Here is a 21,164-nt window from a genome sequence, read left to right as displayed (position 1 = left end):
GGATCATGCCAGCTACGCAGGGATTTCCTCAAACTCCATGTATCCAGAGAAGTACTGTCGGCTGATGTTCTCGGCACTGGGCAGCTGGGTCGGGAAGCCATAGAGCGCGGATCGCACCGCCAGTGCTGGATCAAACGCCTTCGTGACCATATCCCGGTACTGGGGCACGACACAGGAGCGCCGCCGGCCCGAGAGCGCGGCCCCGATCGTCTCCCAATCCATGCCGCTGAGACCGTTGCCGCGCACAACCGTCGTGGAGCGGCCCGACAGCGTGCAGGTCAGGCGGCGGTACAGCGCCCCGGGAACCGTGTTGACCTGGCCCCCCTTGGTCCGGGCATGAACGCTGGAGTCGATAGTGGCCACGGCCCAGCCGTCCCTGATACCAACGTCCACCGCCCGGAAGATCGCAATCTCGCCCACGTCCACGTTGGTGGCGGTGGTGGCGATCTCCACGGACACCACCGAGACCAGGGTGCTGGCCTGCGGGAACAACCAGGCGCAGACGCTGCCGTCCGGCAGACGCACCGTGGTGCCGGTCGCGCCGGCAGCGCTGACCTGCACGCCCGGCGGAATGTTCAGGCCGAGAACCGCGATGATCCCCGGGACGACAGCGTCGGCCAGGGTAATCGTGATCGCCAGCGAGCTTGTTCGCCGGATCCGCGAGGCCCTGCCGGGCTTGCCGTCGAAGAGTGCCGAGCCCTGATCCGCGCTGAGCCACGTGGCTCCCGTGAGGGTGACCGTCGCAACGGCCGGCATGCCGTATCCGATCAGCACGGGGCCCCTGCCTTCTTCGCTGCGCGAACTTCATCCTCGTTTCGCTTCAGCGACCGAACCTGCCGCACCAAGCAGTCGATCAGCCGTCGTCTCACAGGTCCCTGATCCAATCCGGCAATAGACTCCAGCGTGTGCAGCGCGCCGGAGGCCAAGTGCCGGTTGAGATCGTCGGCCTCCCCTCCGCGCACACTGATTTCAACACGGACGAGGCCGCTTTCAGGATCGAATTGAATGGACACTTTTAATCTCCAAGAGGCGCAGCGCTTGCTGGCCGAGCTGCAGCGAGTGCATGCAGAGTTTGAGGAACTGGCTGACGCAGGCGATCGCCACCGAGCATTGAGTGCGGATGAACTCGATCAGTACCGGCAGCCCCTGATTGAGCTGAAAGCCCACCTCAAGCAACGCGCATCCACAGGGACGATCGATGGCTCCAAGCGTCGGCTCACCAGGCTGGAAGACGCGTTCTACGAACCAGCGGTTAGGAAGGCATCCGCCAACTTCTCGCTGCGGACGAACGCACCACCGTCCCAGTGGGCCAGTGGGCTATACAACCCATCGGTCGACATTGCCTATCTGGCAAGCCAGCTGGAGGACATGATCAGGGAGGGAGCTTAGCCCCACACCGTCAGCACCACGTCCCCCGTGGCAGGGTTGCGTTCTACCCGACGCACCAGCACCGGCTTGCCGTCCTCAAGGCCGTATCGACCGTAGGTAAGCCGGCCGATCTGCCCGGGCAGTGGCGCCAGATCCTGATCACCACGGACCGCGAGCTGGTAGAAGTGGCGCTGCACCTGGTACATGGCCAGGACGCGCTCAATCTCCTGCTGCGCATCGGCCGCGTGCCAGAACAACGAGATGACCGGGTCGGCAGCCTCTGCCCGCTGGTAGTGGGCATGCAGCGGACCCGCACCATACACCTGCCCCCGGTAGAGGCCGGTCAGTTCATCGCGTCGGGACTGGGGCACGTCGACAACGTCGGTGACCAGGTCCGATGCGCCCAGCGCCTGGCCGTTGGGCCGGTAGGCCATGCGTCGGGTCAGGTTTGGCGCATCGTCGGGCACCATGATCAGATCAGCCGCCAGATCATCCTCCGACAGGTCGAAGGCGAACGCACCGGCATGTGTCTCGGGCGCGGTCACGCGGACAAAGCGCAACACGCCAGCAGGATCCTGATAGCAGCCGGCGCCGTAGCTGGGCAGGAGGGAATTCAGCGCCGCGCGGCCGGTGATGGCTGTGCCCGCGTAGTAGCCGATCCCCATGTAGCCCGTGGCTTGGTCGATCACCGCGCAGTCGCTGGCCGACCACGCCGCTCGGCCCAACCGGGCCATCACATCACCCACCGCCTGCTCCAGCCGCGCCGGCATCATGCCCGCACCGATGCTGGAGGCGTCTACCACCACCGGCGTCACCGGTGGCGACTTCAGCAGCAGCTGTTGCCCGTCCGGCGCCTCGTTGTAGGTGTTGATCTCCATCAGGTCGCCGCGGTCCATCACCGCATTGACGTAGACGCGGCTGTCAGCGACGAACATCGATGTTGCGTCCGAATTGGCGCCCATGGCCGGGATGCTGGCCACCGCGCCAATCACCACCGGCTGGGGCTTCCACGCCAGTGACGCGACATTCGGCAGGAACACGCCCCGGTTGATCGTCTCGTCCAGGTAGTCGTGCGCATCGCGCAGGTGCAGCGTCTTGGTGCCATCGTCGTTGATCTCGATCTGCTCGATCGCGCAACGGAAGGCTGGGACCGCGTCGGCCCGCATGCCGCTCTCGGGTGCCAGCAGGATCTGCACCGAACTGCCAGAGGCACCAGTGCCCGCCATCCCGTCCAGCAAGCCTTCCGCGTCCACCACGACGCACTCGGCGGCCGCTGCCTGGGACACCGGATCACCGCCCCACGGCCAGAACGCAAGCTCCTGAATCAGGCTGACGCCCTCGGCCACCAACCCCTCGTAACGGGCATTGGCCGGGCTGTCGCCGGGCGCGGACAGCCAGTCCACGTCGGCCAGCCGGGTCGGACTGACGGACGCAGTGGGCAACCGCCAGCCAGCGGCCGCCGCCTCGCTTCGCGGCCCCCACTGCCCGGCATTGACAGCCAGGCAGAGCCCGCCAGCCTTCGAAGCGCCCAGCGAAGCGGCGAAGAACAGCGGACCGGACAATTGCAGCTCGCGCACCAGGATCTGCGCGCCGTTGAGATAGAGCCGCAGCTGGCGAGGGGTCGAGAACACCACCTGCAGCCCGACAATGTCGCCATGGGCCACTGTCGGAAGGCCCGTTGCGATCGCACCGCCTGCCTGCAGCAGCCGCCCGGCGGCGAGGTCCCAGCCGATACTGGCGAGGTCTGCACCCAGCGCCTTGTTCAGCGCTGCCGGGCCGGTGGCGAATCCTACGAGTGCTGCAACGGCGTCATCACCCCATACAGCAAACTCCACGCCCACCGTCCCGGCATCAAGGCTGAAGTCGGAACGCGCGTGACTGGCCAGCGTGGTGGCGCCGGTGGTGGCCAGGGTGAGCCCGCCATCTCGCGCAGCGAGTACCGGGCCAATGGGCGTGGCGGCGAACCGCCCGAATGTGTCGGTCATGGTCATCCCAGTCCGTCGAACCAGTCCTGCGCCTCGTCCTCATCGGACCGTGGCACGAGGGCGTCGAGGTAGTGCTGAAAGGAGCGCTTGGTCCCGCCCTGGCTGTGCGAGGCGGTGATGTACGCGGCGAAGGCAGCGGGCTTGATGTGCAGGCTCACGGGGTCGATGGGGTTCCGCTTGTGGAACTCCCACCATTCCAGGAACTCGCGCCGTGACATGGTGGCCCGCAACTCCGAAACCGGCCGGTGCAGGTGACCGGCGAGGACCTTCCAGAACCAGTCCTCGCCACGCTGCCTTAGCCGTTTCCCGCGTCGGCCTGCGCCTGGGCGGCGTCGTCGCCGAAACCGGAGTGCTTCATGGCCACGCGCTGCAGCTCCGCAGCCACCAGCGGCTTGAGCTGGGCGGCCTGCGCCGCGTTCATGACCGGCTTGCCATCCTCATCGCAGATGGTTGCCGCGATCAGCTTGGCGCGGTCACCCTCGCCCCACAGCTTGCGGAACTCCGCATCCGGCAGCTCGCGCACGTGGAACTGTGCCTTGTCGCCGTTCGGCAGGGTGATCGCGTCAGCGTGCACGTCCTTGGAGGCGAACATGCCCAGGTCGGTGAATGACTGCAGGAGGCTCACGGGCTGCTGCGGCTGGGTATCGGTGGTTTCGTTGGTCTTGCTCATTGGCCGTTTCCTTGAATGGCGACAGGGCGCGCGGGCCGCGCACGGCTAACACGCGGAGGATCCGCGCGCCCTGTCAGAGAGATGGCCCGCCGGAGCGGGCCTGGGTGTGCGCCGTTGCCGCAGCCTTACGGCGTCGGGCGGTGCGTGGTCACGGCGCCGGAGCCGCGGATGGTGATCGTGGCCTTCCAGACGTCGTTGTCCTGGCTGGTCACCGCGAAGTTCTGGACGAAGCCGTCGAACTGCTTGGACAGCACGTCAGTGGGCGGGGTGATCTTCCCGGCGACCGCGACCGGCTTTGCCGCTCCTTCAGTTTCCGACTTCGGCGCGGTCACCAGCCAGTTCACGACAGCGCCGGTCTTGTGGAGATCTTCCAGCTTCTCGTGATCTTCGCTGTCGTAGATGATCTCGATGCTGGTGCTGCCGGTCTGCTTGCGCCCGGCGACGAACTGGTCCCAGTCGTCGTCGTAGTCGGAGATATCGATCTCCGACGCCTGGCCATCGGGGAAGCCAACCGAGCGGAGTCGGGTCACCTTGGTGACCTCAGCCGCACCGGTGGCGACGAACAACTGGGAGTGCTTCGACTTGATTACCTGTCCCATAGGGGTTTCCTTGCGTTGTGCCCGTCGCCGGGCATGAAAAAGGCCCCTTGCGGGGCCGGTGGGCTGCCGTTGTGTGGATCAGCGCAGCTGCAGGAGCCGCACGTCGAATGAAATGCCTATCGCATCCGTGCCGTCGCTGTCGGGCGTCGGGTTGTACGACTCGATGCTGCCCACGCGCTCCACCACATCGCGGATGGCGACGGCAACGCCGTTGGCTTGGCTGAGGACCTCGCCCCATACGGTCATGCGGACCCGCCAGCCATCGGCCGGTGGCGGATCGGACAGCATTGCGGTTGGCAAGCCGTTGACCACCTCCCACGTCGCGTAGGGGAGCGGCGTGTCCTGGGGCGCGCTACCCAGGAAAAGGCGGGCGGGGTCGCCAAGGGCCTGCCGGACGGTCGCATCGTCTTCCAGCAGGGATTGGATCAGGGGAACCATCATCTCCAGCCATCCTTCTTCAGCTGCTTGTCGAGCGCCGCCCAGGTCTCATCGATGACCACCTGAGCCGCTTCTGGGCCCTTGGCCTCACCGGCGGGTGTGAGGAATGGAGAGGCCCGCATCTTCTTGGTGCCGAACTCCAGGAACCGCCAGTAGTACGCCCAGCCTCGATCGACGTAGGTCTTACCGGTCCTCCCACGCTGTTGATTGCGCTTGGTGTTGGCGTACTTGCGCCGACGGCCGCTCTTGACGCCTACAGTGAAGTACTCGCCGCCTTGGCCTACACCTGCGCGCTGTCGGCCCTTTGCGTTGGCCCGGCGCGTGACGATCTGCGAGGCCATGAACCCCGATGCTTTCGGTGCGCGGCGCCTGGCGTCGTCCCGGATGACATTGCCGCCCTTGCGCATGCCGGCCTGGACCGCCCTCCCTTGGATGGCCTTCGGGGCCTCCCGCAGCGAGCGCAGCAGGCCATCCAGCCTTTGAATTGACAGTTGCTCAGACATTGATCAACCCCGCTACGGCAATGATCGCGATCTCGCTACGGTCGTTGCTGGGTGCGATGCTTTTGATATCGAAGGTGCGGCCACGGAACACGATCCGCCACTGAGGATCAACATCACGGGGGCGGATATCGAACCGAACCTGCTCCCGGTAGCGTTCGGCACCGGCGGCGACCGCTTCCGTCGTTGCCGCTAGATTGTTGGTGGTCTTGGCCCACACGCTCACAACCTCGACCCACACCGGCTTACCCGGGCCACCCAGTGGGTCGCGTGCGTCTGTCTTGCGCTCGAAGCGGATACGGTGCTGCAGGTCGCCATCTAGAAGCGTCATGGCATCATCACCCTTCGGTATGGACGCAGAAGACTCTTGGCGCCGTTGGGAAGCTCTACCGCCTGAGCGCCCACAATCACGTCCGTGCGGTTCGCATAGAGGTGACCGAGCGTCAGCAGGATGGCAGAGAAGATGCTGGGATTCGCAACAACGCCGTGGATGCAGACCTCCGCCTCTGCCGTCGCCTCGCGATGGGCAACATCTGCCAGCCGTATCGCGGCAGTGCGCTCGTCCCCATCCTCAATGAACATCGCGTCTGCCTGCGCCTGGATTTTTGCAAGTGCAGCGGCCTTCATTGCGGCTGGATAGCTGCTCCTTGCCAAAGCCAAGGCATCGGCGTCCTTGTAGATCCGCCGATTGAGGTATGCCTGCGCTGCATCCTGCGCGCCGGCAATGGCGGCCTGCAACTGTTCCTCGGGATAATCGGCCTCAACTCGCACATGCGAGCGGGCTTGTGCGAGTGAGACGATGGGCATATCAGTCCTTCTTCCCTTCAGCCAGAGCAGCGGCCAGCTTCTCCGCGCCCCATCGCTTGTCGAACGGGATAGCTGCGGCTTCCAGCTGCGCAATCAAGGCTGGCTTGTCTGCGGCAGCGACTTGGCCCTTGTCGTCCTCGCTGGACAGCTTGTCGACGGTATCGGCGATCAGCGCCTCGCGTGCGTTGCTATCGAGCGCGTTCCAGTCCTCCACCGACAGCCCCGAGGCCTCGTGCGCCTTGCCGATCACGTCACTCAACGTCAGCACAGAGCCATCAGGAAGCTCGAAGCTCGTCGGATGAACATTCTGAACACTGGGTCCCAAAAGGAACGGGGGCGGTGTGTCTGCCATCAGGCTGAGCGCACCGACGGAGAGTGCGCCGGCCTCCAGCTCGGGCGGGCAGTCATCGCCGGCAACGAACTGGACGGGATAGATCTCGCCTTCCGGCACTCCACGGAAGGGCTTGATGAACTTTGCCATTACGGCTCCTCGATCACAGGGTGGATGCCGGGCGGCGCGAGGCCGCCCGACGGGTGGGTGATCAGGCCGAAGCCGCGATCTTGAGGGCGCGCATCGGCTCCGGGTTGTGCACGCCGCCGCCCACGCGCTTGGTGGTGTAGAACATCACGTAGGGCTTGTTGGTGTACGGGTCGCGCAGCACGCGCACGCCCTTGCGGTCGTACACGGTGTAGGTCTGCTTGAAGTCGCCGAACAGCGCGGCGATGGCGTTTGCTGCCACATCCGGGATCGCGGCCACGTCCTGCACCGCAAAGCCGGCCAGTGTCGACGGCTGGCCGGCCACCAGCGACGGCTGCCACAGGTAGTTGCCCTGCGCATCCTTCAGCTTGCGCACCACACCCTGGGTCTTTCGGTTCAGCGCGAACTTGGCGCCCGCGGTGAATGCCGACGGCAGGTCATAGACCAGGTCCAGGATGCTGTCACCGTTGATGCCGGCCGCCACGCCGCTGTTCACCACCTTGATCGCACCAAACGGGTGCTTGGCCGCGTTGGCGCCACCGTCCACGTAGGTCAGGATGCCGAACGGCTTGTTGACGCCATTGCCGGAGAAGAACGCATCGCCCTCCTGCTTGGCGAACTCCAGCTCGACCTCGCCGGCCAGCCATGCCTCCAGGTCAATCTCGGCATCGTCCAGCAGCTGCTGGGTCGCCGCCGGATTGGCGTAGATCTCGCCCCAGCCGAAGCTGAGCGGACGCAGCTTCGCCGTTGCGGTCTCCGGGCGGGCATCTTCTTCGCCCACCCAGCCCGACGAAGTGCCGCCGGTGTTGTAGAGCTTGGTCAGGCCCGCACCGGAGCAGGGCTGCACGTTGGCCAACTGCCGCATATCCGACACGATGACCAGTCGGTCGGTGATCGAACGATCCCATTCGACCGGGGCCAGGTATCCACCTTCATCGGCCGCGCCCTTGTTCAGGGCCGCCTGCACTTCACCCTTTCGGAAGTGGGCACGGAAGGAATCGGTGTACTCAGCATCGGCGACGCCGCTGCCGGCGCTGCCGCCACCCATCTGGAACGCGGCCATCTGGGTGTTGGCCTGGTCGACCGCGGCTTGCAACCGGGTGATATCGGCGTTGATGTTGTCGACCTTCAGGGCCTGCAGTGCGTCGGCGCTGCCCTTCTTGATCTCTTCGAGCTGCTTGGTGTGCTCGGCCTTGAACTCGGCGAATGCCTTGTTCAGCGACTCCACCAGCGCCTTCACGTCAGGCTGGCTGCCGCCATCGGCGTGCACGGAAACGAGGCCGCGCGGGACGCGGCCGTGGGTCATCTTGGTCATGTGTTGGCCTCTTAGGCTTTGATGTTGTCGAGAAGGCCCTGCAGCAGGGCCGAGGTTTCGTTGCCGCCAGCGCTCGGCGTAGCGGACCCGGCAGCGCTCGGCTTGCCGTTGAACAGCGATTTCAGGGTGTCGCGTCGCATGGATCGAGAGTGGCCGGCCTTGGCCATCGCCGCTTCGACCAAAGCCAGAGCCTTGCGCCCACCCGATGCCTGCTTGGCATCCTTGGTGGCGGCAGCTCCATCGAGCAGACCATCGGCAAAGCCGTCTTCCACCGCCTGGGCGGCGCCGATCCAGGTCTCCTCGTCCATCATCCGAGCCGCCTCGGCCTCGGTGACGCCCGAGCGGGCCGCGTAGACCTTGGCCATGGCCGTGTCGAAGGGCTCCAGCAGCCTTGCCGCGTCGGCCATATCGTGCCGATTGCCGATGGCCACCGCCCAAGCGTTGTGGATCATCAGGAACGATCCGTCGCCCATCAGGATCTCGTCGCCGGCCATCGCGATCACCGACGCCGCCGACGCGGCCAGGCCCATGACCTGGACAGTCACCCTGCCCTGATGCTCGCGCAGCAGGTTGTAAATCGCGACACCTTCGAAGAAGTCACCGCCGGGCGAGTTGATGTTCACCACCACGTCTTTCTCGCCGATGGCGCGTAGGGCGGCGCTGATCCGTTTGGCGGTGACGCCAGTGCCCTCCCAGTTTTCGCCGATCGAGTCATAGATCGAGATGCTGTTCGCGTCGTTCCCGGCGGCGCGTACTTCGGGCTCCCAGCGTTCGAGCGCGTCGGGGCGCATGTCGAACTGGGCGGCGCCGAGCCGTCGCTCGGCACGGATTTCAGGCAGCTGCCGGAGGCTCATTGCTCTTTCCCTTCTGTGTCATGGGGTTGATCAGGTCATTGGCCCCGGGCTGGTCCGATTCCGGATAATCCAGCAGGTCGCGGACCTCGTTCTGCGTGTGGAACGGCGCCGTACCGCCGGAACCGAGGGCGGCCTTGAAGAAGTCGGCCTGATCCTTGAGCGTGCCGCGCATCAGCGCCCGCACGTTGAACTTGGGCTGGTAGCGCTCCAGGTCCCGCTCGTCGATCAGCGATCGCGCGACCGCCTGCTCCCAGTTGGTGAAGTGCTCCAACATCGTGTACTGCAGGAAGAAGATCCCCAGCTGCTCGATGCCAGTGCCCCAGCTGGTGTCGCTTAGGAACAGGAGCGGTCGGGGGACGCCGTAAAGCCTGGCCACCTCCTCCACCTGTGCGCTGCGGTTCTCGACGTGCTGGGCCTCTTGGGCGGTGCTGCCGAACTTGTTCGCCTTGGCGTTCTCCTCCAGCAACATCCAGCGCTGTGCCGCGGCGGCGCCGGCATACTCGGTGTCGAGAGACGTGCGCATGCGCTCGTAGGCCTTTTCGCTGAGCGCATTTGGCACCTCAATGGCGCCGCCGGCCATGTTGCCGGTCTCAAAGATCCGGCTTGCTGCCTGTTCCGCATCCAGCGCCAGGCGAATAGCCCGATCTGCCAGCTTCATCCTGGACAGGCTCGTCACGCCGTCCACGGATAGGTCGCGGATGTGCAGCACTTCCTCCTGCTTGAGGATGACCTCGCCACGCTTCTTGCTGTTGAACCGGTAGAGCATGCGCCAGTCGTCGCCCAGCTCCGCCCGCACCGCTGGGGAATCCAACGGGATAAGGTGGATTGGCCGGCCTGCTGACCACACGATCCGCGCGTAGGCATCCCCGTGCCGCTGCCGGGCCAGCTCCATCTGCCGCTTGAACTCCAGCGGCGTCTGCCATGGATTCGGCTTGATCTTCAGCAGGCGGTGCGCGGGATGCTCGGTGGCTATCCGCTTCTTCCCACCCGACTCAACCAGGTTCAGCGGCAGCATGCCGATGGTCCCGCAGATCAGAGACAGGCAGCGGAGCACTGCCATGTTGCGCAACTGGTAGCCACCGCCACCGTGGCCGCCCTGTGATCGAATGAACTCCAGCAGTGCCGGATCATTCATTCCCGCGAACTGGCCGGCCTCAGCGCGTGCACTTGGTGGCGCCGCCGGCGGTGGATTCCAGAGCCGGTCCAGCGACTTAAGGTCTTCTTCGTTGAACCTGGACATTGCGTTTCCTATAAGAATCGGATGCCCCGCTGCTCATAGACAGAGGCGGGCGCGACCGATGAATGTGCGGAGCCGAAGGCCATCACTACCGCCACCGCGGCGTCGATCTTGTTGACTGAACGCGCCTTGGACAGCCAGCGGTTCTCCCATTTGTCGCTCTCGATGACGGCCGACATGATTGCGGACACCAGCACAGGGTTTCCGAGCAAGCGGACGCGTCCTTCCAGAAGGGCTTCTTCGAACAACCGGAGCGATCCGGGCATCCAGAGGCCTTCCGGCGGCGGCTTGCCGGCTGCGGCAGCTGCCTTTACTGCAGCCTCCGTGGGCTTGCCCTTCTTCAGGCCACCCTGCGGGTGCTCAACGAACGAGACGGAAAGCCCCAGCTCTTTCACTTCCTCTTCGAACTGTCGGAACGCGTACCGGTCGTAAGCCACTTGGACAACTTCGAAGTCCCGGTCGTACTCGGCCACCGTCTGCGCGACGTGCCGGTAGCTGATCGTCTGCCCCTTCGGGGCGTGCAAGTGACCCTTTGCAATCCACGTGCTGTAGGGAAGCTTGTCGCGCAGTTCGCGAGCCTTGACCGTATCTCCCGGCGTCCACGCCTCAACCCACGCATCAAACGTTGGCTTGTTGACCAGGGTTTTCTTGCCCTCAACCTCTACCAGGACCTCCTTCGATCCGGTCTCCACTACCGCACCAAGAGCCGTAATGTCGCGGTTCTGCGACAGGTCCAGCCCGAGATGGAGGCGCTTGCCATGGTGCTGCGCCCTGTCGAACGACTGCATCGCAGGCTCGACAATTTCGCGACTCATCCACGCCTGGTCGGCGTCGGTCCACATGCAGAAGTTGAGTCGCAGGATCTCGTTGAGTTTGCTCGGGATCTGTTTGGCCAGGTCGACCCGGCCCTGCAGGTATTCATCCGTGATGGTGATACCCAGCATCGGGTTTGCTTTCACCCAGCAGGCCGGATCCTCGAGCGGCTCGTCGCCCTCATCAAGCCCGCACACGAACGAGAACGTACGGTCATCAATGACGTCTCCGACGAAGGTCGGATCGTTCACGGCCTCGTGGTGGCCAGCAGCCACCTTGACCGCATGCTCATGCTCTGCCCAGGCAACGCTGTTACGGTCGCTGCCCGAGTTGGTGATCATGAACAGCAATGGGGAACGGCGGAACTTGAAGCCGTTCTCCATCATTTCGATGATCTTGCCGTCCGCCATCTCGTGCACTTCGTCGGCCAGGACGAAGTGCGGCCGGTAGCCCGATCCAGTCTTGCCAACGTCACGAGACGCCGGCCGGAAGTAGCTCTGCGACTTGTGGTGGGCGATGTTGTATTCCTTGCCCTCACCGCCCGAGAACTCCAGCCGCTTCTTCAGCGCCGGTGACGCCTTCACCATCTTGACGGCGTCCCGGAACAGAATGCCGGCCTGATCCTTGTGCGAGGCCACCGCGTACACCTGGGCGCCAGCCTCCTGATCGGCACAGAGCCCGATGAGCGCGATTCCGCCAGCCATCGGCGACTTGCCGTTTCCCTTGCCCTCCTCGATGTATGCGCGGCGGAAGCGCCGGGTGCCGTCCGCCTGCTTCCAGCCGAACAGACTGCCGATCTTGAATGCCTGGCTGGGGTGCAGCTTGAAAGGTTTGCCCTCGAACTGGCCCTCGCTCAGACGCAACACTTCTTCGAAGAAGGCGATCTTCTTGTCGGCGGCTTCCCGGTCGAAGTACAAGCCGCGCTCGTGGCCGTCCTCCAGGTCTTTCAGGTGTCGCCGGCAGGCATTGCGCACGTGGGGGCCCGCCACAATTCGCCCTTCAACCACCGCCAGCGGGTACTCGCCGGTCCGGCAGTTAGAAGTGCTTGTCGTCCGGGTCTTCGTCCTCTTCGCCGCCATGATTCACTTTTGTCTCGTCAACCGGCGTTGCGCCGAGCTTGGAAAGCAGGGATCCCAGCGCCTGAAGGGCCGAAACCCCCATCTCGGGGTCGGTCTCCATCCGAGCCGCCAAGATGCAGACCTGGCGCAGCAACAACCGGTGGCCGGCATGCAGCCACGGCATGTTTTCGACCTGCTCACGCCATACCGCGATCTGCGGTTTGGTCATCCCCTTGTAGGGAGGCCCGACCGCCTTGGCCTTTTTCGGCGTCTTGCGGTCTTTGTGCCGTTTTGGGTTCTTGGCCGCTGCGCCAGAAACTGCCGCTTTTGCGGCTGGTGTCCTTGGATTTGCCATTTTCTGCCCCGGTCGGGGGGTCGTCTTTCCAACTGTGGATGCGCGAAGAAAGGGGGGCGCACGTATCGCCGGGCGATCGGCCCAAACTTTTGAGCCCCCCTCCCCTTTTCATTCAGCTTTCTGTGGATAACTCCGCGCCGTGGCTGTTGGCCTACTTGATCGGCCACCCGTCGGCGTCGCACCCCACAACCACGTGCTGGGCGTTCCCAAAGCCGCCGTCCTCGCGCGCCGTCTTCCGGCTATGGCAGCTGATGCACATCGTCCGCAGGTTCTCCGGGGCGTTGTTGTTGGGGTCACCGTCCACGTGGTCGACGTGGGCTTGGCCTCGCCCGCTGCAGAGAACACCGCAGCCTTGCTCCTGGCATCGATACAGGTCCCGAACCAGAATGGTCTCCCGCAGCGCGCGCCAAGCTCGGCTGTTCGTCGGCATGGCGCGCTTGGCCTGCCGGTTGCCTGCCAGCCCACGAGCGCTCATCAGTAGGGCTTCCCGTCCAAGTCGACTCGTTCAGGCCCGGGACCTTCGTCTTGCACCGGTGCGCCAGCTTCCTCACCCAGCAGCTGTGCCACGGCCTGCACCAGCAACCCCACGTGCGTTGCCAGCTCGGCGATCTGCTTGCCCTGCTGCTCAATGATCCCGACCAGGCGATCGATGCGAGCGTCAGCGCTACCGTCAATGCGCGCTACCAAGGCGGCATCAGCAGCAACGCGCGCAGCCTGCTCGGTGGCCAGCTCAGTGGCCAGCGCTTCAATCCGTGCAACGTCCATCAGTAACCCTCGTTGTTTGCAGCACCAGGCCTCGGCGTATCCAACGGTCCACCCGGTCCCAGTCCGGCTCGATCCCGGTTGCCCGGGTGAACCACATCACTACGGCGAGGTAGCAACGAAGCCACCACCGCATACGTACTGCCGCGCGCACTGTCGCAGCCATCAGAACCCCTCCACTGCCCAGCCGCCGCCGTCCCGCTTGGGCCTCACCTTCACCGCGATGAAGCGGAACGGGTACATGGCCGCAGCGATCTTGATCTTGGCCCTGGCATCGTCCTGCCAGTGACCCTTTACCTCGTGGCACTCCATGACGCCATCGGCGGCCATGACGGCAAAGTCCGGGGTGTAGAACGTGTTGTCTGCCAGGCGCAGCTTCAGGCCCTCGAACCGGTGCCACTGGATCTCACCAGCTGCCTGCAGCGCGCGCAGCCGCTCTGCATACGCAGCCTCAGTCTTGTTCATCTCGCCGGCCTTCAACCGGCCCAGGGCCAGCATCCGGCGGTTCATGGCGTCACCGGTTGCCGGTCAGCCACGATCACTTCTTGGCTGGCGCGGACGTGGTCGTCGGCGTCCCGGCCGATTTGAACAGCAGCTCCCGCAACCTCTGCTCGTAGTTCGGCGTGCGCATCACGTTCGACGGCGCCGGCGACGGCTTGGGACAGGAGGCTGGTGCTGCAGGTGGCGAGGTCGTCGCGCAGCTGGAGACGCCCAGAGCGCAGGTCAGCCACAACAGCAGCAGGGACGGTCGCGGCCGCAGTTCGGTCTTCTTCATGCTTTGCTCCAATGGTGGCCAATGTCTCAGCCTGGGCCTGCTCGGTGGCACGGGTCTGGTTGACCTGCTGCACCTGAGCGGAGCTGGTACTGGCCTGCTGACGAGCTTCGGCGCCCTCAGCGCGATCATCGCGCCAGGCCCAGCCAACTCCGACCATGGCACCGGACCACAGGACGAAGGCGGCGCCTGCGATGACTAAGCGGTTCACTCCGATCCTCCTGCCCTGATCGTGTCGCTGTCCGGATCGAATGGCGGCGGTTCGAGGCCGGCCGCGCGCATCAACCCTTCAAGCCGGTAAATGTGGCGGATGAGCCGCAACTCCCTGGCCTCCATGCGGCCAACCCGCTCACCCAGCCGGGTCACTTCCTCGCGCATCAACTGGATCACGTTGACCTCGGCCCCTTCCCTGGCTGTCTCTACGAACTGCTTGCGCCACCAGAGCGCAACGCCGCCGGCGCCGACCATCAGGCCGCCGATTGCCGTGCCGATCGCTTGCCAATCCACATCCACCCCGATCATGGCGCCACCGTCCCGCCGGCCTGGCGGTACACGGCCAACAGGTCGGCAAGCGCATGTTCGTGTTGGCCGTAACCAGCACCCGGCAGGCTCGCCCAGATGTTTCTGACCGCCTTGATGGCCTCCGGGATCTTGCCCGCCTGGATCAGCGGCAGCGCGCGGCGCTCCCGGATCTGCTGCAGCGCGATCAAGTCCTGGCTCAAGGGCGCGAAGTCCTTCAGGCCCAGCGTCTTCTTGTACGCGTCGTAGTAGCGGCGCAGCAGCTGGTATCGGCCGGCTGCCGTGGACTGAATCTTCAGCTTCGGCAGATCCACCAGCACGCGCGGATGGTCGGCGTAGCTCTTGAACAACTGCCCGCCGACGATCACGTCATAGCCGCGGTCCTTGGTGGCCTGCTTGCCGTTGTCCGTACCTTCGGACCAGGCCAGCATGTCGAGGAAGGCCGCGACGTTCACGCCGCCAGCCTGTTGGGGTGTGATCTGCGTCATTTCGGTTCCTGCAGAGATTCAACCCCGCCGCATATGACGGGGCGCGTAATCCCAGCCGGAGCCAATGCCGGCTAGGTTGTGTAGATCAGCTCGCTCCGCGCAACGCCCGCGCCGCCGCCGACCGTGTAGCGGATGGGGACGGAGACCCGGTCGAAGCGATCGAACAGCGCGCGCATGGCGGGATGGTCGTTGATGGTCAGGATTGCCCGGCCTTTGAGCTGGGCCATGACCTCGGCGAGCTGGTCGTATTGATCCATGCCGAACTCGCTTCCATAGCCCGTGGTCTCCCAATAGGGAGGATCCAGGAGGAACAGCGTTTCCGGCCGATCGTACTTCTCGATGCAGCGCTGCCAAGCCAATTGCTCGATCACCACTCCCTGCAGCCGAAGGTGGGCATCACTCAGATCCTGTTCCAGTCGCAGCAGGTTGATGCGCTTGGTCGACGTCGGGCCAACCCCCAGCGTCTGGCCTTCTACCTTGCCGCCGAAGCTGAGCTTCTGCAGGTAGTAGAACCGCGCGGCGCGCTGGATATCGGTCAGCGTGTCGACGTGCTGCAGCTGCGCCCAGCGATACATTTCTCGGCTGGTCAGTGACCACCGGAAATGCCTCACGAACTCGTCCAGGTGATTCGCGACCACCCGGTAGAGCCTGACCAGCTCGCCGTGCATGTCGTTGAGTACTTCAACCTTGGCGGGCGCACGCTCAAACAGCATTGCCGCGCTTCCGGCGAAGGCTTCGACGTAGCAGGTGTGGGGCCGCTCATTGATCAGCGGCAGTAGGTGCTTTGCTAGGCGTGTCTTACCGCCCGGCCATGGGAACAGCGTCTTGGTTTTCAAATCTCAGCTCTTGCGACATTAGTTAAGCAAGCTTCACTGGCTCTCCGGAGAGCGGCAGGGCTTGAGCCAATGGCACGCGGCTGAAACGCGTGTACGGCGGCGGCGCTCCGGTGCTTGCAGGCATCGGGGCGTCGCCCTGTTTGTTTCGGAATTGGCGTTGCTGACGGCGGTATGTCCGCCTCTCAACTCCGGGAATCACCGAAATAAAGGGCCAGATACGCGAACGGCCCGCCGATTGGCGAGCCGCGTGGATGGGACTCTCCCCACCTTGCCGAGAACTGTACCAGTTCGTTGGCAACGGTCAAGAGGTGATGGAAGCAAACCTACCCTATGGCTATGCCGATATCAGGGCCGCTTGTAGATCGTCCCGCGCGGTGATGCTGATCTGTCCGGTCAGGTAAAGCGCCTTCACGAAACCGAGGCCGAATCCCATGAGGCGCACCGCTTCTTCCCTGTCGTCCTCGCGCCTAGCCGTCCTGCGCTCCGCAAGCAACTCAGCCCAGCGCTGCCGACATGACTCCGGCAACTGCTCGCAGTGGTCTTCGATTGGGCGGGGTGAGGCAGGCATGTCGAACTCCTGTTGGTCTGAAATTCAATCGTCACACGAACGGCGGGAACTCCGCGACCCGCTCAAGCGGAAACCCCGCGGTTGGGTCCACGGTGTACTGGTGCTCGCCCAGGTACATGCTGTGCGCCCCAGGCCCGGCAATCACTTCCGCCCCAACCACCGCGCGTAGCAGTACCCCACCGCTGCCGCAGGCATTCAACCCGCTGGCAAACATCTCTGCAGTTTCCCTATCCGGCGTCCATGCGAACCCGAGCTGGCCGAGCCGGAGCCGATCGGTATTCTCGCCCCTGTACAGTTCCAACCGAGCGCCTGCCTCTGCCTTGTAGCGCGGCAGGCTCAGCCAGAGGAACGCGGCCAGCTGGTGATCATCCCCAACCTGCTCTCGTATCCGGTGGCCACCTTCTATCCAGTAGGTGTCGAATGCCGCCTTGTCGAACTGAGGCGCCCTATCCTTCAGTGCACGGGCGACGACGGTTCGCCACCCATTTCCCCCGGTAAGGCGCCTCATCTGCTCGAGCTGCTGGTCGTTGGTCACTGGCGCCCTCCTGGCGGTGCGGGCGCCATTCTACGACTGGAGCGGGTCAGCGAGCAGCAGCGGTTGCCCGCAGTACCCGAAGCGCGACCGGCCCGAGCTTCTCCCATCGGGCGGGACCGCGAGCCACGTCGAGGAATGCTTGGTTGAGCCCGTCCCGGAACGCAGAACCCTCGAAGGCGTAGTCGAAGCGGTAGCCCTCTCCGAGAACGTAGCGTTCACTCCACTGGCGGCGGAGCCGGCGCACGAGCAGATTTGCTCTCGATTCGCTACCCACCCAACCCCATTGGGCCGCAACCAGGTTGGGCCGGCGGCGGATGCTGCCCTCGGGGTTTCGGGTGACGCTAATTCGAACGATCCCGTCGGCGCCGCAGGCTACGCACAGATACACCGCATCGCGAGCGGCCTGTGCCAATGTCAGATTTCTCATGCGCGCCGCGCCTCCATGAACGCCATGCCCTTGTCCAGCTCCTTTCGGTACTGCCACTTCGTGAACGCGGCCCCGAGCTTCTTGGCGACGGCGGACGCTCGCTGCGCCTGGCTACCCCGCCCGGTGAACTCCTCCAGCACCACCAGCGCGCGCACCATGTTCTGCCGGTACAGGTCGGACAGCGCGCGGTCGATCCACCGGTACTCATCCGGCGAACCGACCATCACGGCGGCGGTGACTGATCGGGAGACCATGGTGCGGGTCTCAGCGCATGGGATCGGATCAACCGCCCATGGCGCGACGGGCAGCACGGCCCCGTTGCGATTAACCCGTCCAGCTCCGGCCCCCAGCAACATTCGGCGGGCGTGGCCGTCACGCAGCAACGGCGGACGCTCTCGCTTCGTGCCCTGGGCGAACTGCTGAGCGCGCGCAAGCGGGTGTTCGTCCCTGCTTGACGCCTCCTCCGGGGCAAGCGGAGCGCAGAACCGATGCTCTTGGTAATGGCCCCAGTGCTTCAACTGCTCCTTCAGCGAGAGGGTCATTTCCGCCCCCCAGCACGCGCAGCTGCCAGCGCCTCTATCTGCTCCAGCCGCGATGCCTGCTGCCGGGCAAGCGATGCCGACGTTCGGTATGCCTCGGCAGTGGTTGAGCGCTGACCGCGATCGCGCCAAAGGAGGCGGTCCAATCTCTCCGCCTGCTGGTCGAGGGTGTCGGCGAAATGCTTGAGCGCCTGGGAACCTGTCGGGATGAAGGTCATCGACCAATCCCCCCGTAGGATCTGCGGCCCGGGCCATAGCTCGTCCGGCGCGACGGCTGGTCATCGTTTGCAGCCTCCGGCTTTCGCGGCAGCGGCCCGTCCCAGTTGTCGATGCGCATCTGGTCGAAGCGATTCTGTAGGCTGATCCTCTCGCCGGCGCGGATATTGCGCCCCTTCGCAAAGTGCATCTCCACTACGCCCTGCAGATGGGTCTTCTGCTCGGGCGTGTCGTAGTAGTCCTCGCGATGCAGCAGCACGACAACGTCGGCCTTTTGCTCGAGCTCTCCAGACTCGCGCAGGTCGGAAAGGGTCGGGCGTCTGTCAGTGCGCCCAGTGACGCTCCGATTCAGCTGAGCCAATGCCACCAGCGGAATCTTCCACTCCTTCGCTAGGTCCTTGCCCTTCTGTAGGATGCGCCCGTACTCGAAGCGGGCCATGCGCGGATCCACGTCGAAGTCGTGAATGTGGTCAATCACCAGTAGCTGCAGCGGCTTGCGCTGGTGCATGCGCCGGGCGCGGGCCTCGAACTGCCGCACGTTCAGGGAGGCGGTGTCATCGATGTACAAAGGCGCGGATTTAAGGTCGCGGATGGTCGGCGTCATGCGGCTTTGGTAGATCTCGCTGTCCTCGCCGGAATGCCTTGGCCTGGCAACCCACTCGTGAGGAATGTGGCCAACCGACGCGACGTTTCGATCATGGCAGTCGTCGATGCTCATCTCGAGGCTGAACAACCCGACAGTTATCCCATTGAGCGCGCAGTAGACGGCTACGTTCAGCGCCGCGATGCTCTTGCCCATACTCGGCCGGCCAGCGACTAGGTAGGCGGTGGACGGCTGAAGGCCGTGCGTTACGCGGTTGAATTCGGCCCACGGGGTTTCCAGCCCGGTCAGGCCACCACCGGAGTGATATCGGTCCTCCCAACGCTTGTACCACCCGTACATGGTCTCCCCTGCAAGCCGAAGCCCTCCGCGCTGGGCCGGCTGCAGGCCGGCAATGTCCTGCGTCAGCTCCGCCAGGAGCTCGGGGAATTCGCGGCCATCCTGCTGCCAAGCAGACTCCACCGCCTTGCGACCGACGTCAGCCAACCGGCGGCGCCCGGCGTACTGCACCACAATTTCGGCGTACGCAGCCACGTTTGCAGCCGACGGCGTCGTGCTGGCCAGCTCCGTTATGTACGTGCCATCGCCCACCAGCTCTAGCTTCCCGCGCGATTCAAACCACTCGCCGATGGTGACCGCGTCGAACGGGCGCTGCTTCTCCGCCAGCGTGCGGATCGACTCGAAGATCAGCTGGTGATCGTGACGGTAGAAGTCCTCGGCGGAAAGTGTGTCCGACACGAGCGGCCAGGCTTCCGGCGCCAGCATCAAGCCTCCCAGGACAGCCTGCTCCGCCTCAACGCTATGCGGCGGCAGATTGGGGTCAAAGCGCATCAGCCTTGCCCCCCATTGCGGTTGTTGTGGTAAGTGCCTTCGACGACCTTCAGCAGGTTCTCCTCGGACTTTATCAACCACGGCAATGACACCTGGAAGCTGTTCACCTTGCCCATGAGGTAGTCGCTGTCCCGCATCCACTTGAACAGACCACGCCACCACTCGAGCGTCTGGCGCGACGGGTCAGCCTTCCAGCGCGCGCGCAGATGCTTCTGGCGAGCGTCACTCCAGCCATGGACGACAGGACAGTTCGGCAACTCCTTGTGGTAAGCCGCAATGATTGCTTCATGGGGGCAGCCAACAGCGGCCTTGCCGCCTAGCAGATCTGCCTGCTCATCCGCTTCATCAATGGCGTCTTCGTCACCGGCAGGTGACGAACCTGTTTCCCCTTCCTGGTTTGATTCCTGGTTTGTAGTGCTGTCAGCCCCCACCCTCGGTGCTGTGTGCCCCGACCCCTCGAAGCAGTCAGCCCCCACCCCCCGCACTTCCGGCACCCACTCTCCAGCCTTTCCAATTCCCACTCGCTCCAAATACAGGTCGTACTGGTTTGGAAGATTCACTCCCTCGTGCGTGCGCCGAACTACACCGAGCAAGCCTGCGGCTTCTAGTGCCGAGATAGCCCGCTTGATGCTGTCCGCACTCATGCCGCAGTCGGTGGCCAGCTTCTTGTGTGCCGGATCGCAGCGACCTGTATCCGCGTTCGTTCGATTCGCGAGCATAATCAGCACCAGCTTCTGCTGAGCGGGCAGCTTCCATTTCACTGCCCAGGCCATCGCCTCGAAGCTCATGCCGACGCCCCGGAAACTTCAGGGAACGCCGTGAGCATCAGCGTCGCGAAAGCGCCGAGGTGCTCAGCGGTGATCCATCGCTTGCTGGACATTTGCTGGATCCACTCCAGCGCCTGCTGCGGGCCGGAGCAGTAGAAATCGTAGGTAGGCTCGTCGCCCGGCCGGCTGCGGTCGTAGATCTCGACTGCGATGCGTCCATCGGGGAGGCGCTCCTGCAGGCGGACCAATGGCCTTGCCTGGCGCTCCTTGATCATCTTGAGGGCATCGTTCATGACCGCGCTGATGTGGCGCGGGCCGGAGTTCGGGTTTCCCCGATCAGTGTCGTGTGGCATAGTGGCCTCGCTCTGAACGAAGCCTCCGCAACTGTCTGCCCGACAGCGGGGGCTTCGTCGTATCTGGACGTTGGGTTCTCGCGCCAGACACCCGAGCGGCCACTACCGCGCTTGGGATGAACGCTTTCCTTCACTGCGCCCGGGCCGTTCCTTCGACCTCAGCAGGGTGGCTCTAGTCGGCCTTCGGCAGTTCGGCTCGGCAAATGACATTGCCATCAGCGTCGAACCTGTCCGGATACCTCGCCTGGAAGTACAGCGCCCACGGCCGGGGAATGCCTCGGCGGCGCCACTGGCTAATGGAAGGGGCGCGCACGGAGCAGAGGGCAGCGACTCGCTTCGTGCCCCCAAGGGAATCGATCAGCATCGACGCCTGAACGGGGTCGTTGATCGCAGAAACGGTGGAAGTCGTAGTCATGGGCCAAGAAATTAGCAGTTCCTAATTTACTTTACAACGACTTCGTGCGTAACATTGC

At 64.5% G+C, this 21,164-nt stretch carries 32 protein-coding genes; 2 read left to right on the top strand and 30 right to left on the bottom strand.

Annotated elements, in window-relative coordinates:
- Positions 1–12 precede the first annotated feature (12 nt).
- Both AC5O77_RS09380 and AC5O77_RS09375 read right to left on the bottom strand, forming a co-directional pair.
- Positions 13–774 carry a hypothetical protein gene (locus AC5O77_RS09380; RefSeq protein ID WP_494506721.1) on the bottom strand — a complete coding sequence of 254 codons (762 nt, stop codon included), beginning with the start codon at positions 772–774 and terminating at the stop codon, positions 13–15.
- Positions 768–1,013, bottom strand: coding sequence for a hypothetical protein (locus AC5O77_RS09375; protein WP_494506720.1), 246 nt, complete (start codon positions 1,011–1,013; stop codon positions 768–770). Before AC5O77_RS09375 ends, AC5O77_RS09380 begins: the two co-directional genes overlap by 7 nt.
- Between AC5O77_RS09375 and AC5O77_RS09370 the strand changes: the two genes are divergently transcribed.
- Positions 1,006–1,389: a hypothetical protein gene (locus tag AC5O77_RS09370; RefSeq protein WP_494506719.1), complete on the top strand. Its 384-nt coding sequence runs from the start codon at positions 1,006–1,008 to the stop codon at positions 1,387–1,389. The genes AC5O77_RS09375 and AC5O77_RS09370 overlap by 8 nt on opposite strands.
- On the opposite strand, the gene AC5O77_RS09365 is transcribed toward AC5O77_RS09370, so the two are convergent.
- From AC5O77_RS09365 to AC5O77_RS09295, 15 genes are all read right to left on the bottom strand, one after another.
- Positions 1,386–3,353 (bottom strand): hypothetical protein, encoded by a 1,968-nt coding sequence (locus tag AC5O77_RS09365; protein ID WP_494506718.1) that lies wholly within the window; start codon positions 3,351–3,353, stop codon positions 1,386–1,388. The two genes, AC5O77_RS09370 and AC5O77_RS09365, sit on opposite strands and share 4 nt — an antisense overlap.
- A gap of 2 nt (positions 3,354–3,355) precedes the next feature.
- Positions 3,356–3,571, bottom strand: coding sequence for a hypothetical protein (locus AC5O77_RS09360; RefSeq protein ID WP_012511474.1), 216 nt, complete (start codon positions 3,569–3,571; stop codon positions 3,356–3,358).
- Between the two features lie 77 nt (positions 3,572–3,648).
- The gene (locus AC5O77_RS09355) at positions 3,649–4,023 is read right to left on the bottom strand and encodes a hypothetical protein (RefSeq protein WP_494506717.1); all 375 of its coding nucleotides are present in this window, start codon (positions 4,021–4,023) and stop codon (positions 3,649–3,651) included.
- Between the two features lie 125 nt (positions 4,024–4,148).
- A complete protein-coding gene (locus AC5O77_RS09350; protein ID WP_494506716.1) occupies positions 4,149–4,622 on the bottom strand; it encodes a phage tail tube protein in 474 nt (157 codons plus the stop codon).
- A 78-nt stretch (positions 4,623–4,700) separates the two neighbouring features.
- On the bottom strand, positions 4,701–5,063 hold the full coding sequence (gene gp17 / locus AC5O77_RS09345) for a tail completion protein gp17 (protein WP_494506715.1): 363 nt from the start codon (positions 5,061–5,063) through the stop codon (positions 4,701–4,703).
- Positions 5,060–5,563, bottom strand: coding sequence for an HK97-gp10 family putative phage morphogenesis protein (locus AC5O77_RS09340; protein ID WP_494506714.1), 504 nt, complete (start codon positions 5,561–5,563; stop codon positions 5,060–5,062). Before AC5O77_RS09340 ends, gp17 begins: the two co-directional genes overlap by 4 nt.
- A complete protein-coding gene (locus tag AC5O77_RS09335) occupies positions 5,556–5,891 on the bottom strand; it encodes a phage head closure protein (RefSeq protein WP_494506713.1) in 336 nt (111 codons plus the stop codon). The genes AC5O77_RS09340 and AC5O77_RS09335 overlap by 8 nt, the downstream gene beginning before the upstream one ends.
- Positions 5,888–6,367: a head-tail connector protein gene (locus AC5O77_RS09330; protein ID WP_494506712.1), complete on the bottom strand. Its 480-nt coding sequence runs from the start codon at positions 6,365–6,367 to the stop codon at positions 5,888–5,890. Before AC5O77_RS09330 ends, AC5O77_RS09335 begins: the two co-directional genes overlap by 4 nt.
- Position 6,368: 1 nt before the next feature.
- A complete protein-coding gene (locus AC5O77_RS09325) occupies positions 6,369–6,848 on the bottom strand; it encodes a hypothetical protein (protein WP_494506711.1) in 480 nt (159 codons plus the stop codon).
- 61 nt (positions 6,849–6,909) lie between these two features.
- Positions 6,910–8,160, bottom strand: a complete 1,251-nt coding sequence (locus tag AC5O77_RS09320) for a phage major capsid protein (RefSeq protein WP_121504516.1) — start codon at positions 8,158–8,160, stop codon at positions 6,910–6,912.
- A gap of 11 nt (positions 8,161–8,171) precedes the next feature.
- Positions 8,172–9,014, bottom strand: a complete 843-nt coding sequence (locus AC5O77_RS09315; RefSeq protein ID WP_032129826.1) for a head maturation protease, ClpP-related — start codon at positions 9,012–9,014, stop codon at positions 8,172–8,174.
- Entirely contained in the window at positions 8,992–10,254 is a 1,263-nt protein-coding gene (locus AC5O77_RS09310; RefSeq protein WP_494506710.1) for a phage portal protein, read from the bottom strand. Before AC5O77_RS09310 ends, AC5O77_RS09315 begins: the two co-directional genes overlap by 23 nt.
- An 8-nt stretch (positions 10,255–10,262) precedes the next feature.
- Positions 10,263–12,143 carry a terminase large subunit gene (locus AC5O77_RS09305; protein WP_494506709.1) on the bottom strand — a complete coding sequence of 627 codons (1,881 nt, stop codon included), beginning with the start codon at positions 12,141–12,143 and terminating at the stop codon, positions 10,263–10,265.
- Positions 12,100–12,477: a hypothetical protein gene (locus tag AC5O77_RS09300; protein ID WP_235202906.1), complete on the bottom strand. Its 378-nt coding sequence runs from the start codon at positions 12,475–12,477 to the stop codon at positions 12,100–12,102. Before AC5O77_RS09300 ends, AC5O77_RS09305 begins: the two co-directional genes overlap by 44 nt.
- 151 nt (positions 12,478–12,628) lie before the next feature.
- Positions 12,629–12,907: an HNH endonuclease gene (locus tag AC5O77_RS09295; protein WP_446832543.1), complete on the bottom strand. Its 279-nt coding sequence runs from the start codon at positions 12,905–12,907 to the stop codon at positions 12,629–12,631.
- 95 nt (positions 12,908–13,002) lie between these two features.
- On the opposite strand from AC5O77_RS09295, the gene AC5O77_RS09290 reads away from it, so the two are divergent.
- A complete protein-coding gene (locus AC5O77_RS09290) occupies positions 13,003–13,248 on the top strand; it encodes a hypothetical protein (RefSeq protein WP_494506708.1) in 246 nt (81 codons plus the stop codon).
- Between the two features lie 156 nt (positions 13,249–13,404).
- Here AC5O77_RS09290 and AC5O77_RS09285 read toward each other — a convergent pair whose 3' ends face one another.
- From AC5O77_RS09285 to AC5O77_RS09225, 13 genes are all read right to left on the bottom strand, one after another.
- Positions 13,405–13,749, bottom strand: a complete 345-nt coding sequence (locus AC5O77_RS09285) for a DUF1064 domain-containing protein (protein ID WP_494506707.1) — start codon at positions 13,747–13,749, stop codon at positions 13,405–13,407.
- The gene (locus AC5O77_RS09280; RefSeq protein WP_494506706.1) at positions 13,746–14,222 is read right to left on the bottom strand and encodes a lysis system i-spanin subunit Rz; all 477 of its coding nucleotides are present in this window, start codon (positions 14,220–14,222) and stop codon (positions 13,746–13,748) included. Before AC5O77_RS09280 ends, AC5O77_RS09285 begins: the two co-directional genes overlap by 4 nt.
- On the bottom strand, positions 14,219–14,533 hold the full coding sequence (locus tag AC5O77_RS09275) for a hypothetical protein (protein ID WP_369352862.1): 315 nt from the start codon (positions 14,531–14,533) through the stop codon (positions 14,219–14,221). The genes AC5O77_RS09280 and AC5O77_RS09275 overlap by 4 nt, the downstream gene beginning before the upstream one ends.
- A complete protein-coding gene (locus AC5O77_RS09270) occupies positions 14,530–15,018 on the bottom strand; it encodes a glycoside hydrolase family 24 protein (RefSeq protein ID WP_494506705.1) in 489 nt (162 codons plus the stop codon). The genes AC5O77_RS09275 and AC5O77_RS09270 overlap by 4 nt, the downstream gene beginning before the upstream one ends.
- Positions 15,019–15,089: 71 nt before the next feature.
- The gene (locus AC5O77_RS09265) at positions 15,090–15,854 is read right to left on the bottom strand and encodes a DNA adenine methylase (protein WP_494506704.1); all 765 of its coding nucleotides are present in this window, start codon (positions 15,852–15,854) and stop codon (positions 15,090–15,092) included.
- A 334-nt stretch (positions 15,855–16,188) separates the two neighbouring features.
- A complete protein-coding gene (locus tag AC5O77_RS09260) occupies positions 16,189–16,422 on the bottom strand; it encodes a hypothetical protein (RefSeq protein WP_040006577.1) in 234 nt (77 codons plus the stop codon).
- Positions 16,423–16,453: 31 nt separating this feature from the next.
- Entirely contained in the window at positions 16,454–16,957 is a 504-nt protein-coding gene (locus AC5O77_RS09255; RefSeq protein ID WP_050413319.1) for a hypothetical protein, read from the bottom strand.
- 46 nt (positions 16,958–17,003) lie between these two features.
- On the bottom strand, positions 17,004–17,384 hold the full coding sequence (locus AC5O77_RS09250) for a hypothetical protein (RefSeq protein WP_494506703.1): 381 nt from the start codon (positions 17,382–17,384) through the stop codon (positions 17,004–17,006).
- Positions 17,381–17,926 carry a hypothetical protein gene (locus AC5O77_RS09245; protein WP_494506702.1) on the bottom strand — a complete coding sequence of 182 codons (546 nt, stop codon included), beginning with the start codon at positions 17,924–17,926 and terminating at the stop codon, positions 17,381–17,383. The genes AC5O77_RS09250 and AC5O77_RS09245 overlap by 4 nt, the downstream gene beginning before the upstream one ends.
- Complete coding sequence (locus AC5O77_RS09240) at positions 17,923–18,141, bottom strand: hypothetical protein (RefSeq protein WP_494506701.1); 219 nt, start codon at positions 18,139–18,141, stop codon at positions 17,923–17,925. The genes AC5O77_RS09245 and AC5O77_RS09240 overlap by 4 nt, the downstream gene beginning before the upstream one ends.
- Positions 18,138–19,571: a replicative DNA helicase gene (locus AC5O77_RS09235; RefSeq protein WP_494506700.1), complete on the bottom strand. Its 1,434-nt coding sequence runs from the start codon at positions 19,569–19,571 to the stop codon at positions 18,138–18,140. The genes AC5O77_RS09240 and AC5O77_RS09235 overlap by 4 nt, the downstream gene beginning before the upstream one ends.
- Entirely contained in the window at positions 19,571–20,359 is a 789-nt protein-coding gene (locus AC5O77_RS09230) for a helix-turn-helix domain-containing protein (protein WP_494506699.1), read from the bottom strand. The genes AC5O77_RS09235 and AC5O77_RS09230 overlap by 1 nt, the downstream gene beginning before the upstream one ends.
- Positions 20,356–20,631 (bottom strand): hypothetical protein, encoded by a 276-nt coding sequence (locus AC5O77_RS09225; protein WP_040006583.1) that lies wholly within the window; start codon positions 20,629–20,631, stop codon positions 20,356–20,358. Before AC5O77_RS09225 ends, AC5O77_RS09230 begins: the two co-directional genes overlap by 4 nt.
- Between the last annotated feature and the right edge of the window lie 533 nt (positions 20,632–21,164).

The organism is Stenotrophomonas sp. INTA L402-1, from assembly GCF_059295135.1.
Note: the sequence above shows the minus strand (reverse complement) of the source record. Positions and strands in the feature narration are given on the sequence as shown.